Source organism: Alcanivorax xiamenensis (assembly GCF_009846745.1).
GTDB classification, from domain to species: domain Bacteria; phylum Pseudomonadota; class Gammaproteobacteria; order Pseudomonadales; family Alcanivoracaceae; genus Alloalcanivorax; species Alloalcanivorax xiamenensis.
The window spans coordinates 157,834-170,592 of record NZ_AQPF01000004.1; the positions used below are offsets into that span (position 1 = coordinate 157,834).

Annotated in this window: 12 protein-coding genes; 11 read left to right on the forward strand and 1 reads right to left on the reverse strand. The window is 59.6% G+C overall.

Features of this window, described 5'->3' with window-relative positions:
• The first annotated feature begins 37 nt into the window (after positions 1–37).
• The 8 genes from urtB (at position 38) to A6D6_RS04800 (ending at position 7,407) form a co-directional block, all read left to right on the forward strand.
• Positions 38–964 carry an urea ABC transporter permease subunit UrtB gene (urtB, locus tag A6D6_RS04765; RefSeq protein WP_133490252.1) on the forward strand — a complete coding sequence of 309 codons (927 nt, stop codon included), beginning with the start codon at positions 38–40 and terminating at the stop codon, positions 962–964.
• A gap of 9 nt (positions 965–973) precedes the next feature.
• The gene (urtC, locus tag A6D6_RS04770; protein WP_159660088.1) at positions 974–2,125 is read left to right on the forward strand and encodes an urea ABC transporter permease subunit UrtC; all 1,152 of its coding nucleotides are present in this window, start codon (positions 974–976) and stop codon (positions 2,123–2,125) included.
• A complete protein-coding gene (gene urtD / locus A6D6_RS04775) occupies positions 2,122–2,868 on the forward strand; it encodes an urea ABC transporter ATP-binding protein UrtD (protein ID WP_159660089.1) in 747 nt (248 codons plus the stop codon). The genes urtC and urtD overlap by 4 nt, the downstream gene beginning before the upstream one ends.
• A 2-nt stretch (positions 2,869–2,870) precedes the next feature.
• Complete coding sequence (gene urtE / locus A6D6_RS04780; RefSeq protein WP_133490255.1) at positions 2,871–3,560, forward strand: urea ABC transporter ATP-binding subunit UrtE; 690 nt, start codon at positions 2,871–2,873, stop codon at positions 3,558–3,560.
• Between the two features lie 17 nt (positions 3,561–3,577).
• Entirely contained in the window at positions 3,578–4,624 is a 1,047-nt protein-coding gene (locus tag A6D6_RS04785) for an aliphatic amidase (RefSeq protein WP_133490256.1), read from the forward strand.
• Positions 4,625–4,630: 6 nt separating this feature from the next.
• Complete coding sequence (locus A6D6_RS04790) at positions 4,631–5,701, forward strand: AAA family ATPase (RefSeq protein WP_159660090.1); 1,071 nt, start codon at positions 4,631–4,633, stop codon at positions 5,699–5,701.
• 131 nt (positions 5,702–5,832) lie between these two features.
• Positions 5,833–7,062, forward strand: a complete 1,230-nt coding sequence (gene fmdA / locus A6D6_RS04795; protein ID WP_133490258.1) for a formamidase — start codon at positions 5,833–5,835, stop codon at positions 7,060–7,062.
• A 12-nt stretch (positions 7,063–7,074) separates the two neighbouring features.
• Positions 7,075–7,407, forward strand: a complete 333-nt coding sequence (locus A6D6_RS04800; protein WP_133490259.1) for a zinc ribbon domain-containing protein — start codon at positions 7,075–7,077, stop codon at positions 7,405–7,407.
• Positions 7,408–7,632: 225 nt separating this feature from the next.
• Here the strand turns inward: A6D6_RS04800 and A6D6_RS04805 are convergent, their stop codons facing one another.
• A complete protein-coding gene (locus A6D6_RS04805) occupies positions 7,633–8,091 on the reverse strand; it encodes a MaoC family dehydratase (protein WP_133490260.1) in 459 nt (152 codons plus the stop codon).
• A gap of 235 nt (positions 8,092–8,326) precedes the next feature.
• Between A6D6_RS04805 and A6D6_RS04810 the strand changes: the two genes are divergently transcribed.
• The 3 genes from A6D6_RS04810 (at position 8,327) to A6D6_RS04820 (ending at position 12,693) form a co-directional block, all read left to right on the forward strand.
• On the forward strand, positions 8,327–10,582 hold the full coding sequence (locus tag A6D6_RS04810; protein ID WP_159660091.1) for a TonB-dependent siderophore receptor: 2,256 nt from the start codon (positions 8,327–8,329) through the stop codon (positions 10,580–10,582).
• Between the two features lie 122 nt (positions 10,583–10,704).
• Entirely contained in the window at positions 10,705–12,066 is a 1,362-nt protein-coding gene (gene mpl, locus A6D6_RS04815) for a UDP-N-acetylmuramate:L-alanyl-gamma-D-glutamyl-meso-diaminopimelate ligase (protein ID WP_159660092.1), read from the forward strand.
• A 15-nt stretch (positions 12,067–12,081) separates the two neighbouring features.
• On the forward strand, positions 12,082–12,693 hold the full coding sequence (locus A6D6_RS04820) for a flavin prenyltransferase UbiX (protein WP_133490263.1): 612 nt from the start codon (positions 12,082–12,084) through the stop codon (positions 12,691–12,693).
• Positions 12,694–12,759: the final 66 nt, after the last annotated feature.

Below are 12,759 nucleotides of genomic sequence, written 5' to 3' on the forward strand. Positions count from 1 at the left end.
GCCCGATTCGACGCGAAAGGTTGCCCGGGAGAACGCCATGTTCGCTGATTATTCCATGCCGGAGCTGATGTCGATTTTCGCCATGCAAGGCTTTGCCGGCTTGTCGTTGTTTTCCATTTTCGTGCTGATGGCTCTGGGGCTGGCGATTATTTTCGGCCAGATGGGCGTCATCAACATGGCCCACGGTGAGTTCATGATTCTGGGGGCCTACACCACCTACCTGACCGCCGGTCTGTTTGAAAATGTGATGCCCGGTCTGTACGGCATTTATTTCTTTGTCGCCATGTTCCTCGCGTTCATTGCCAGCGCTCTGCTGGGAATGCTGGTGGAATGGTTGATGATACGCCATCTGTACCACCGGCCGCTGGATACCCTGTTGGCCACCTGGGGGCTGAGTCTGATCCTGCAGCAGGCTTATCGCTCGATCTTCGGTGCCCGCGAAGTGGGGGTGAGCCTGCCGGACTGGATGATGGGCTCCATCGCCGTTACCGACCTGGTGGAAATTCCCATCAACGGCCTGATCGTGATGGTGGTGACGCTGGTCATCGCCACGCTGGTCTATCTGTTGATGTTCCGTTCCGGCTGGGGCCGTCAGGTGCGCGCGGTGGTGCAGAACCGGCCCATGGCGGAAGCGGTAGGGATTGATACCGGCAAAGTGGACCGGATCACCTTTGCCCTGGGCTGCGGTATCGCCGGCGTGGCCGGAGCGGCGTTCACCATGATCGGGTCCACCGGTCCCACTTCCGGGCAGTTGTACATCGTCGACACTTTCCTGGTGGTGGTGTTCGGCGGCGCGCAAAGTCTGCTCGGCACCATCGCATCCGCGTTCACCATTTCCCAGGCCCAGTCCACCATGGAATTCTTCCTCAGCGGTTCCATGGCCAAGGTACTGACGTTGCTGGTGGTGGTGGGCATTCTCATGTTGCGTCCTCAGGGTTTGTTCGCCCTCAAGGTTCGCCGTTAGGAGGCCGTGATGAAAACCACTCCATCCGCATCGTCATTGATGTCCCGGGAGAATCTCTATTTCCTGGTGTTGGCGGCACTGCTGTTGCTGGTGTTTCCCGTGCTTTTGGACGCCTTCCGTCTCAACCTGGTGGGCAAGTACCTGACCTACGCCTTCGTCGCCGTGGGGCTGGTATTGTGCTGGGGCAAGGGTGGCATTCTCAGTCTCGGTCAGGGTGTTTTCTTCGGGCTGGGCGGCTATTGCATGGCCATGTTTCTGAAGCTGGAAGCGTCCAGTCCCGAGGCCACCGCCAGCCAGTCCACGCCGGGCATTCCCGACTTCATGGACTGGAACCAGGTCACCGAGCTGCCCTGGTTCTGGCAGCCGTTCCACAGCTTCTCCTTCACTCTGATCGCGGTGGTGATGGTGCCGGTGATCCTCGCCTTGATCATCGGCGTGGCCATGTTCAAGCGGCGCGTCGGTGGCGTTTATTTCGCCATCATTACCCAAGCGATCGCCGCCATTCTCACCATCCTCATCATCGGCCAGCAGGGCTTCACCGGCGGCGCCAATGGCATCACCGACCTGCGCACGCTGATGGGCTGGGATATTCGCGGCAATGAAGCCAAGACAGTGCTGTACTTCGTGACCGCCGGTTTGCTGTTGGCCTGCGTGTTGCTGACCCGGCATGTGCTGGGCAGCAAACTCGGCCGCATCCTGGTGGCGATGCGGGACCAGGAAGACCGGGTTCGCTTCTCTGGTTACGACGTGGCCTCGTTCAAGGTGTTCGTGTTCTGTCTGGCGGCGGCGCTGTCCGGCATCGGCGGCGCCCTGTTCACCTTGCAGGTGGGCTTCATGTCGCCGTCCTTTGTCGGCATCGTGCCGTCCATTGAAATGGTGATCTTCTGCGCCGTGGGCGGGCGTCATTCATTGCTCGGCGCGGTATATGGCGCGCTGTTGGTGAACGCGGCGAAAACCGGGTTCTCCGAATCCTTTCCGGAACTCTGGTTGTATGCCATGGGCGCGCTGTTCATTGCCGTGGTGCTGGCGTTCCCCAACGGTATTGCCGGTTTGTATCAGCGTTATCTGATGCCGCTGGAGAAAAAAATCCTGGGTGGCCTGGGTAAAGCGGCCAGAACACCGTCCACGGCTCCGGCCCGTCAGATGGAGGAAACCCCATGAGCACGTCCCGGGATTTTATCCTCACCGTGGAAGGGCTGACGGTGTCCTTCGATGGCTTCAAGGCGGTCAACGACCTGTCCCTGTATCTGGAACATAACGAGATCCGCGTCATCATCGGACCCAACGGTGCTGGCAAGACCACGGTGCTCGATCTGATTTGCGGCAAGACCCGGGCCACCGATGGCGCCATCCGTTTCAAAGGGCAGGATCTGACGCGGATGAAGGAGCACCAGATCGTTCGCTCCGGGGTGGGGCGCAAGTTCCAGAATCCGTCCATTTATGACGACCTCACCGTGTTCGAGAACCTGGAAGTGTCCTATCCGCGCGGGCGTTCAGTGATGGGGGCACTGGCATTCCGTCGTGATCAGCAGGTCATCGACGCGGTCCACGAGGTGGCGGAGACCATTTTTCTGGCGGATCAACTGGACCGCCGTGCCGATCTGCTCAGCCATGGACAAAAACAGTGGCTGGAGATCGGCATGCTGCTGATCCAGAAACCGGATCTGTTGATGTTGGACGAGCCGGTGGCGGGCATGTCGGTAGCGGAGCGTAAGAAAACCGCTGAGTTGCTCAAAGTGATAACCCGCAATCACACCGTGTTGGTGATCGAGCACGACATGCAGTTCGTCGGTGACATCGCCGATCGTGTCACCGTGATGCACCAGGGGCAGGTGTTGTCCGAAGGTTCCCTGGCCCACGTCAAAGCCGACCCGAAAGTGGTTGAAGTCTACCTGGGACACTGATCATGCTGAGATTGCAAAACTACTCCGTGGCTTACGGCCAGAGTGAGGTGATCCATGACTTGCAACTGGACGTGGGCGAGAACGAGATTGTCGCCGTGGTCGGCCGCAATGGCATGGGCAAGACCACGTTGATGAAATCCATGGTCGGCATGGTGCCGGCCAGAGAGGGCGTGTTGTCCATGCTGGGCGTTGATCTGATGCCGCTGAAAAGCCATCAAAGAGTCAAGGCCGGGCTCGGCTTCGTGCCGCAAGGAAGGATGATCTTTCCCACTTTGACGGTGAAGGAAAATATCGAGACCGGCCTGGCCGCTTCCGGCCGCAAGGGCATTCCCTCGGATTTATACGAGCTGTTCCCGGTGCTCAAGGATATGGCGTCACGCAAAGGCGGCAACCTGTCCGGCGGGCAGCAGCAACAGCTGGCCATAGCGCGTGCCCTGGCCACCGATCCCAAGGTGCTGATTCTCGATGAACCCACCGAGGGGATCCAGCCCTCCATCATCCAGGAGCTGGCGCGAACGCTGCGAAAAATCCGCGATACACGTGGGCTTTCCATTCTGGTATCCGAACAGGTGTTGAGCTTTGTCATGGACGTGTCGGATCGCATTCTGGTGATCGAGAAAGGACGCTTCGTGCATGAAGAGGACCGGGAAGGCGCGAACCAGAAAAAAATCGCCGCCTATCTGGCGGTCTGAATCCGAGGAGACAAGCAATGCGTCATGGTGATATTTCCAGTAGTGCCGACACCGTCGGCGTGGCGGTGGTGAACTACAAAATGCCGCGTCTGCACTCCCGTGAAGAAGTGCTGGACAACGCGCGTCACATCGCCGGGATGATCAAGGGTATGAAGCTCGGATTGCCGGGCATGGACCTGGTGGTGTTCCCCGAATACAGCACCATGGGGATCATGTACGACCCCGGCGAAATGATGGCCACCGCCGCCACCGTGCCGGGCGATGAAACCGATATTTTCGCCGCCGCCTGCCGCGAGGCGAACACCTGGGGGGTGTTCTCGCTCACTGGTGAGCGCCATGAAGACCATCCCCACAAGGCGCCGTATAACACGCTGGTGCTGATCGATAACCAGGGACGCATTGTGCAGAAATACCGCAAGTGCATCCCCTGGTGCCCGATCGAGGGCTGGTATCCCGGTGACAGCACCTACGTTACCGAAGGGCCGAAAGGGCTGAAGATCAGTCTGATTATCTGTGACGACGGTAACTATCCGGAGATCTGGCGGGATTGTGCCATGAAGGGCGCGGAGTTGATCGTGCGTTGTCAGGGCTATATGTATCCGGCCAAGGAACAGCAGATCATGATGGCCAAGACCATGGCCTGGGCCAACAACTGCTACGTGGCGGTGGCCAACGCCACCGGCTTTGACGGGGTCTATTCCTACTTCGGGCATTCCGCTCTGGTAGGTTTCGATGGCCGTACCCTGGGGGAATGCGGTGAAGAGGAGATGGGCGTGCAATACGCTCAGCTTTCCGTCAGCCAGATCCGTGATGCCCGCGCCAACGATCAGTCCCAGAACCATCTGTTCAAGTTGCTGCATCGCGGCTATACCGGTGTGCACAACTCCGGTGACGGTGACAAGGGCGTGGCCGATTGTCCATTCGATTTTTATCGAACCTGGGTGCTGGACGCGCGGAAAGCGCAGGAACAGGTGGAAGCCATGACCCGCGATACGGTTGGCGTGGCGGACTGTCCGGTGGGGAATCCGCCGGTGCCGGAAAAGGAAAGGGCGGCGGGGGAGTAGACGCCGGTGCCTTTCATCAACGAACGCCTGATGGAGCAGGCGGAGTCCCGGCCACCGCCGGTGACACCGGGGGCCCGCGCCTCCCGATTCCAGTTCGAGCCGGATCAGGTGATGGCGCGGCTGAGTGCCCGCATCGTAGGTCAGGATCCGGTGCTGGCGGATCTGGAAGCGATGCTGACGCGGATCAAAGCGGATATTTCGGATCCGGAACGGCCGCTGGCGGTGCACCTGTTTGTCGGGCCCACCGGTGTTGGCAAGACCGAAACCGTGCGGCTGCTGGCCGAGGCGTTGCACGGTCGCGCCGACGCGCTGTGCCGGGTGGATATGAACACCCTGGCCCAAGAGCACTATGCCGCCGCTCTCATCGGTGCGCCACCTGGATATGTCGGTAGTAAGGAAGGACATACCCTGCTGGATGAGGAGCGGCTGCGCGGCACTTTCCGCAAACCGGGAGTGGTGCTGTTTGACGAAATTGAAAAGGCTGACGTCCGGGTAATACGGGCTTTGATGAACGTGCTGGATCATGGCCGGCTGGCTTTGTCCGCCGGCACCCGGGAGCTGGATTTCCGCAATAGCCTGATCTTCATGACCAGCAATCTCGGTGCCCGTGAAGCGCAGACCCGATTGGCGCGCTATCGCCGAGGCTGGCGTCGTTGGCTGGCGTTGCGCCCGACGGCGACGGAGCGCATCCCGGAGCAGGCGGTGCGTGAGTATTTCGATCCCGAGTTCATCAATCGCATCGACCGTATTCACTATTTTCAACCGCTGGACCCACAACGGGCCGACGGGTTACTGGAAATGGAGCTGGATCGTCTGGCGGACCGACTGCAAAGAAGAGACGTTTCTCTGTCCTGGCAACCGGCGGCGCGGAGCCGATTCCGTGCGGGGCAGGACATCCGCTATGGCGCCCGCGACCTGCGGCGACGCCTGCGCAATGAGCTGGAGCCGAAGGTGGCCGCGGCTATGTTCAGCCATCCCGACATTCATCGATTCCTGGTACGAACCACCGGTGGTACCTTGGAGGTCGTGCCGGTAATGGAGACCGACCCCCGCGACGGACTACGTCATACAACGTAGGCGCCGGGGTGTTTTCACCAATGGCGCCGGCCGGTGGCCGGCGCGATAGTGTCAGAGCCAGCCCGGCAGGCTCTGATTCATGATCCCTGCCGAGGCATGGGATGACGACGTTGAGCGGAGGGAAGCACACCATGGCTGAGACCATCATTAAAATTGATCTGAACAAGTCCCCGTACGAGAACGAGAAAGTACATAACCGGTGGCATCCGGATATTCCCATGGCCGCCATGGTGAAACCCGGTGATGACTTCATCGTGGAATGTCACGACTGGACTGGCGGGCAAATCAACAACGACGACAACGCCGAGGACGTTCGCGACGTGGACCTGACTCAGGTGCATTTCCTGTCCGGCCCGGTGGGTGTGGAAGGCGCCGAGCCCGGAGATCTGCTGGTGGTGGACATTCTCGACATCGGCACTTTCCAGGAAAGCCAGTGGGGTTTCAACGGCTTCTTTTCCAAACAGAATGGTGGCGGCTTTCTGACCGAGCACTTTCCGGAAGCGCAGAAAACCATCTGGGACTTCAATGGCATGTTCACCAAATCCCGCCACATTCCCGGCGTGGAATTCGCCGGTCTGATCCACCCGGGATTGATTGGCTGCCTGCCGTCCAAGAGCATGCTGGACGAATGGAACAAGCGGGAAAAAGAACTTTATGATACCGATCCGGACCGGGTGCCCGGTCTGGTTAACCTGCCGTTCGCGGATACCGCGCACATGGGCAAGCTGAACGGTGACGCCCGCAATGCCGCCGCCGCGGAAGGCGCGCGGACGGTGCCGCCGAGGGAGCATGGCGGTAACTGCGATATCAAGGATCTTTCCCGTGGCTCGCAAATTTATTTTCCGGTGTATGTGAAGGACGCGGGATTGTCCGTGGGGGATCTTCACTTCAGCCAGGGGGATGGCGAGATCACCTTCTGCGGCGCCATTGAAATGGCCGGTTGGATTCACATGCGTGTGAATCTGATCAAAGGCGGCATGGAAAAATACGCGATCAAGAACCCGATCTTCAAACCCAGCCCGATGGCGCCGAAGTACGATGACTATCTGATCTTCGAAGGTATTTCCGTGGACGAGGAGGGCAAGCAACACTACCTGGACGTGCATATTGCGTATCGCCAGGCTTGCCTCAACGCCATCGAGTACCTGAAGAAATTCGGTTATTCCGGTGCCCAGGCCTATTCGCTGTTGGGATGCGCGCCGGTGCAGGGCCACATCAGCGGCGTGGTGGACGTGCCCAACGCCTGCGCCACCTTATGGCTGCCCACTGATATCTTCGATTTCGATCTCAAACCGGGAGTCGATGGCCCGCAACACAGCGTGGCCGGTTCCATGGACGTACCGCTGGCGAAAGATAAATAGGGGAGGGCAGTGATGCCGTTATACGATTACAAATGCGCGAACCATGGACTGTTTCATGCCCTGGTGGCGGTGACGGAATCCGGCATCGCCCGGGCCTGTCCACAATGCGATGAACTGGCTCCCCGGGTGATCATGGTGCCGCCGGAAGTGCTCGACATGGCACCGGCCCGTCGTCAGGCCATGGAACGCAACGAACGCGCCGCCCACGAACCCCGACGCGGCAACGACCACAGCGAAAAGGAACAGGGCTGCTGCCATCACGCCAAACCCTCGCCGAAAGTGTTCTACACCGCCGACGGCAAGAAAATGTTCCCTTCCGCACGGCCGTGGATGATCAGCCACTGAGAAGAGCAGTTGACAGTTGATAGTGGACAGTTGACAGCGAAAAAAAGCAGAGCAAAAGCAAAGAGGCCGCGCCCAGGCTTTGGGCGCGGCCTCATAGGTTTTATAAACCTTCAGGAAGGACAATCAGTAACAACGGCGAGATTGCTAATTGGCAATCCATTTTTGCATAACCGCAATGCTCGGTTTTAGCCTTTCGCTGTCAACTGTCCACTATCAACTGTCAACTCAAAAAAGCACCATCCCCAGGCTTTCCGCCACGCAGGCCGGTTTGTCGCTGCCTTCCAGTTCGATGGTGACTTCGTTGCAGAGCAGGTAGCGGCCTTCGCCTTTCTGAGTGACGGATTTCATCACGAAGCGGGCGCGGACGCGGGCGCCGGCGGGGACCGGGGCGAGGAAGCGGCAGCCGTTGAGGCCGTAATTGATGCCGGCCTTGACGCCTTCGATGGCGTAGATCTGATCCTTGAACATGGGGATCAAGGACAGCGTCAGGTAACCGTGAGCTATGGGGCCGCCCATGGGGGATTCCTTGTTGGCCCGTTCCACGTCCACGTGGATCCACTGATGGTCACCGGTGGCTTCGGCGAACTGGTTGATGCGCTCCTGGCTGATGGTTTCCCACTCGGAAACGCCGAGTTCCTTGCCTTCCCAAGTTTGCAGTTCTTCGGGACTTTTAATTGTCAGCATGATGTCTCCCAAGACAATAACGAAAAACGTATTCGTAGTGAAAGAAAGCGGCCACCGCTTCCGCGAGGAAGAGAGGGGCGGCCACGTTCCATGGTAATCCATTAACCGGCTTAAAGTATTGTCGGTGTGCTGATCCATAGTCAGGCGGATTGGAATGGGATCTGGCGGGAATATGTAATCTTTGTATAATGCGAATCATTCCTATTATCTTGCCAGTTATCCGCCAGGAGATTTTATGGCTAGCCGATCCGGTAACACACAACAACGATGGGGCTGGGGCACCCGCCACCCAATGACTTGGGCGGTGGCCGCCGCCATGCTCACTGGCCATGCCTGGGCTCAGGACGGCTCCTCCACCCGACAACTGGATACGGTGGAGGTTGGGGCGCGGGCTGACGGCGCCTTGGGGCAAGAGGACTTTGGTTATGTGGGGCAACGCAGTCTCACCGCGACTAAAATCAATACCCCGGTGAGCGAGACTCCGCGTGCCATCTCTATCGTCACGCGTGAGCAAATGGAAGACCGTGCCTCGATCAGCATCGCCGACGCTTTGCAATACACGCCCAGCATTCAGGCGAACTATTTCGGTGAAGATAACAAGCAGGACTGGTTTGTTATTCGCGGGTTTGATCAGGCCAACAACGGTTTGTACCGCGATGGCACCCGGGTCTATTCGTATGGCTTCTACAGCTGGCAGATTGATCCCTTTGGCCTGGAACGGGTGGAAATTCTGCGTGGCGCGCCGTCCGCCTTGTACGGACAGAACCCTCCTGGCGGTGCCGTCAATACCGTCAGCAAGCGTCCGCGTTCCTACTCTAGTGGCTACGTGGGTTTGGAGTACGGTAGCTACGACCGTAAGCAACTGTCCGTGGATGTCACCGGACCGGTTGGAGACGGGCATGCCTACCGCCTGGTAGCGTTAAGGCGTGACAGTGAAACCCGGGTGGACGACGTGGATGCTGAGCGCACGCTCATCGCGCCATCTTTCACGGCCGCACTGGGAGACAATACCGACCTGACGCTGTTGGCGTCCTATCAAAAAGACGATTCCGATCCCTATCTCCAATTCTTGCCCACCAGCGGAGTGATCAGGCCGAATCCGAACGGTGAGATTGGCGATGATGTGGCCATCGGCAACCCTGACTATGAAAAGTTTGAACGTGAACAATCCTCCATCGGCTACCAATTGGAGCATCGTTTCAGCGACAGTACCAAATTCCAGCAATATACCCGCTATCAACATATGAAGATGGATCTGCGGCAGATGTATTCGTTGGGTTATCTTCCAACTTCAGACAGCCAGGTGCTGCGCGGGCTTTCCGATGAAGAGGGGGAGGCCGATGGTTTCAATGTGGATAACCGCTTGATCCACAAATGGAGCTTCAACGATATCGACCACACGCTGTTGGTGGGACTGGATTACCAGAGTTTGTCCATCAATGGGAAAACCTATGGTGACCCGGTCATGGGCTATTATGAATCGGCTCTGGGAGGCTACGTTCCGGCGACTCTCAATCCTTACAATCCCAGCTACCGAGGCGCCGGCTCACTGACACCAGTGACAAACTGTGATCCCGTGACCGGGTTGTGTGACCCCCTGACCGAAGCCGAGCGGCAAGAAAGAGACATCGATTTCTATCAGGCCGGTGCTTATCTGCAGGATCAGATGAAGTTCAATGATCGCTTCGTCTTCCTGTTCGGCGTCCGTTATGACCACGCCAAACAGGAGTACAAAAACAAAACGCTTTCCGCGCGGCAGAGTACACGGAATGAGGAGTGGACCACCAGTACCGGCCTGGCGTACCTGTTCGATCATGGAGTAACCGCCTACGCTAACTATTCCCGGTATTTCCTGCCAGTGCGGATTGAAATCGCCAGGGAGGGCACTAACGAGGCCAAACCGGAATCCGGTGACAATGTCGAATTGGGCCTCAAGTATCAGCCGCGCGGTTTTGATGGTTATTTCAACATGGCGTTGTTCCAGGCCACCAAGGAAAATATGGCCACGGGCGCCGCGCAGACCTTGCAGCAAATTGGCGAGGTCGAGAACAAAGGGGTGGAACTGGAAGCGGTTGCCAATATCACGCCGAGTCTCAGCGTGATCGCCAACGCCACCTTCATGGATCCGGAAATCAAGGAGAACGCCAATAAGGCCCAGGAGGGCAATCGCCCGGAGCAGGTGGCCAGGACGTTGGCTTCGGCCTGGGCCAAGTACAGTTTCCTGGGAGGGCCGATGAAAGGCCTCGCCGTGGGCACTGGCGTGCGTTACGTGGGAGAGACCTATGGCGATAACGATAATACCCGTGAGCATCGTGTGCCATCGTTCACGCTTTGGGATGCCACGGTGAGCTATCAGTGGCAGGACTGGAAATTCCAGGTGGCGGCCAAGAATCTGGCCGACAAGGAATACATCGCCACCTGCTCCAGCGCTTACTACTGCTGGTATGGTGATCGCCGTAATGTCATCGCGAGCGTGAGCTATGCCTGGTAGCAGCCGCCGGCGACCGGCCATCGCCCGTTGAGCAGGACCCCGGCTCTTCACCTGACCGCCGGTTATCGCTATGGTGCGGGGGTTTGCCCCGCGATGGTCGGGGAGTCGGCGAGAGGAACTCGATGCACATTCACATTCTGGGTATTTGCGGTACTTTCATGGGGTCGCTGGCGCAGCTGGCCCGGGCCCAGGGACACCGGGTCACCGGCGCCGATCAGAACGTCTACCCACCGATGAGTGACCAGTTAGCCGCCGCCGGTATCGACCTCACCGAGGGCTATGACCCTTCGCAACTGGAGCCGGCCCCGGATCTGGTGGTGATCGGCAATGCCTTGAGCCGTGGCAATCCTGCGGTGGAGGCGGTGCTGGATCGTGGTTTGCCGTACACCTCCGGGGCGCAGATGCTGGCGGAAGTGGTGTTGCCCGGCCGCTGGGTACTGGCGGTGGCCGGCACCCACGGCAAGACCACCACCAGCAGCATGCTGGCCTGGATTCTCGAACACGCGGGACTGAATCCCGGTTACCTGATTGGCGGCGTGCCGGCCAACTTTGGTGTTTCCGCCCGTCTGGGCGAGAGCCCGTTCTTCGTGGTCGAGGCGGACGAGTACGACACCGCGTTTTTCGACAAGCGCAGCAAGTTCGTTCATTACCGGCCGCGCACCGCCATTCTCAATAATCTGGAGTTCGACCACGCCGATATCTTCGCTGATCTGGCCGCGATCCAGACCCAGTTCCACCATCTGATCCGCACCATTCCGTCTCAGGGCAGGATTATTCTGCCGCAAGGAGAGCCCGCTCTGGAGGAGACTCTGGAAAAAGGGTGCTGGAGCGAACTGGAGCGCTTCGGCGAGGGCGCCGATCCCGGCTATCGTCTATTGGCGGAGGACGGCTCCGCCTTCGAGGTGCTGGAAAAGGGTGAGACGGTGGGCCGGGTGAACTGGTCGCAAACTGGCCGCCACAGCGTCAACAACGGCATGGCGGCGCTGCTGGCGGCACGGCATGTGGGCGTGACCCTGGCCCAGGGAGCGGAAGCGTTGAGCGCGTTCCAGGGCGTGAAGCGCCGAATGGAACTGCGTGGCGAGATAGCGGGTGTGTACGTTTACGACGATTTCGCTCATCATCCCACGGCCATCGCCACTACCCTGGACGGGCTCCGCCGCAAGGTTGGTAGGCAGCGTATCGTGGCGATCATCGAACCGCGTTCCAATACCATGCGCCTGGGCCGCCATCGCGATACCCTGGCGCAAAGCACCGCCGCCGCCGACCAGGTGATCTGGTATCAGCCGCCGGGTCTGGATTGGTCCCTGGATGAGGTGGTGGCGCGGTCGCCGGTGCCGGCGCGGGTGGAGCAGGATCTTGAGGCGCTGGTGGCGGCGGTGGCCGCTGGTGAACGCGGCCCATGCCATCTGGTGGTGATGAGCAACGGTGGTTTTGGCGGCATCCACGGCAAGCTGCTGGAAGCCCTCGGCGCGGCACGGGCCTGAATGGGAGAGAGCGCGATGCGACAACGGGTCACTCTGGCGTTCACCGGTGCTTCCGGAGCCCCATACGGGCTGCGCTTGCTGCAATGTCTGCTGGAAGCGGACTGCGAGGTATACGTCTTGCTGTCGAAGGCGGCGCGGGTGGTGATTGGTACCGAGACCGATCTCAAGCTGCCCGCGGGTACCGGCGCCGCCGAGACCGCGTTGCGGGACTGGAGCGGTACCGACAAGGGCCGTCTGGTGGTCTGTGGCCTGGAGCAGTGGACCGCGCCGGTGGCCTCCGGCAGTGGCGCGCCGGCGGCCATGGTGGTGTGTCCCTGTTCCACCGGCACGCTGTCGGCCATTGCCAATGGCGCCAGCGATAATTTGATCGAACGGGCCGCTGACGTGGCCATCAAGGAACGCCGCCACCTGATCCTGGTGCCCCGGGAAGCGCCATTATCCGCTTTGCATTTGGAAAACATGCTGAAGCTGGCGCGGCTGGGGGTGACCATCCTGCCGGCGGCGCCGGGCTTCTACCATCGCCCGCAACGGGTGGAGGATCTGGTGGATTTCGTGGTGGCGCGCCTGCTGGATCACTTGGGGGTGTCGCAGACACTGGTGGCGCGCTGGGGGGAGAAAGGGGAATAGGGCGGTGGAGCCTTGGGGACCTGAAGTCGCGCAGTATTGGCTGTCAAGCCAGCTTCCCACAGCGGC

Bases quoted from the DNA above. Each gene is read 5' to 3' on its own strand.
- urtB (WP_133490252.1), top strand. From the start codon at position 38: ATGTTCGCTGATTATTCCATGCCGGAGCTGATGTCGATTTTCGCCATG.
- urtC (WP_159660088.1), top strand. From the start codon at position 974: ATGAAAACCACTCCATCCGCATCGTCATTGATGTCCCGGGAGAATCTC.
- urtD (WP_159660089.1), top strand. From the start codon at position 2,122: ATGAGCACGTCCCGGGATTTTATCCTCACCGTGGAAGGGCTGACGGTG.
- urtE (WP_133490255.1), top strand. From the start codon at position 2,871: ATGCTGAGATTGCAAAACTACTCCGTGGCTTACGGCCAGAGTGAGGTG.
- A6D6_RS04785 (WP_133490256.1), top strand. From the start codon at position 3,578: ATGCGTCATGGTGATATTTCCAGTAGTGCCGACACCGTCGGCGTGGCG.
- fmdA (WP_133490258.1), top strand. From the start codon at position 5,833: ATGGCTGAGACCATCATTAAAATTGATCTGAACAAGTCCCCGTACGAG.
- A6D6_RS04800 (WP_133490259.1), top strand. From the start codon at position 7,075: ATGCCGTTATACGATTACAAATGCGCGAACCATGGACTGTTTCATGCC.
- A6D6_RS04805 (WP_133490260.1), bottom strand. From the start codon at position 8,091: ATGCTGACAATTAAAAGTCCCGAAGAACTGCAAACTTGGGAAGGCAAG.
- A6D6_RS04810 (WP_159660091.1), top strand. From the start codon at position 8,327: ATGGCTAGCCGATCCGGTAACACACAACAACGATGGGGCTGGGGCACC.
- mpl (WP_159660092.1), top strand. From the start codon at position 10,705: ATGCACATTCACATTCTGGGTATTTGCGGTACTTTCATGGGGTCGCTG.
- A6D6_RS04820 (WP_133490263.1), top strand. From the start codon at position 12,082: ATGCGACAACGGGTCACTCTGGCGTTCACCGGTGCTTCCGGAGCCCCA.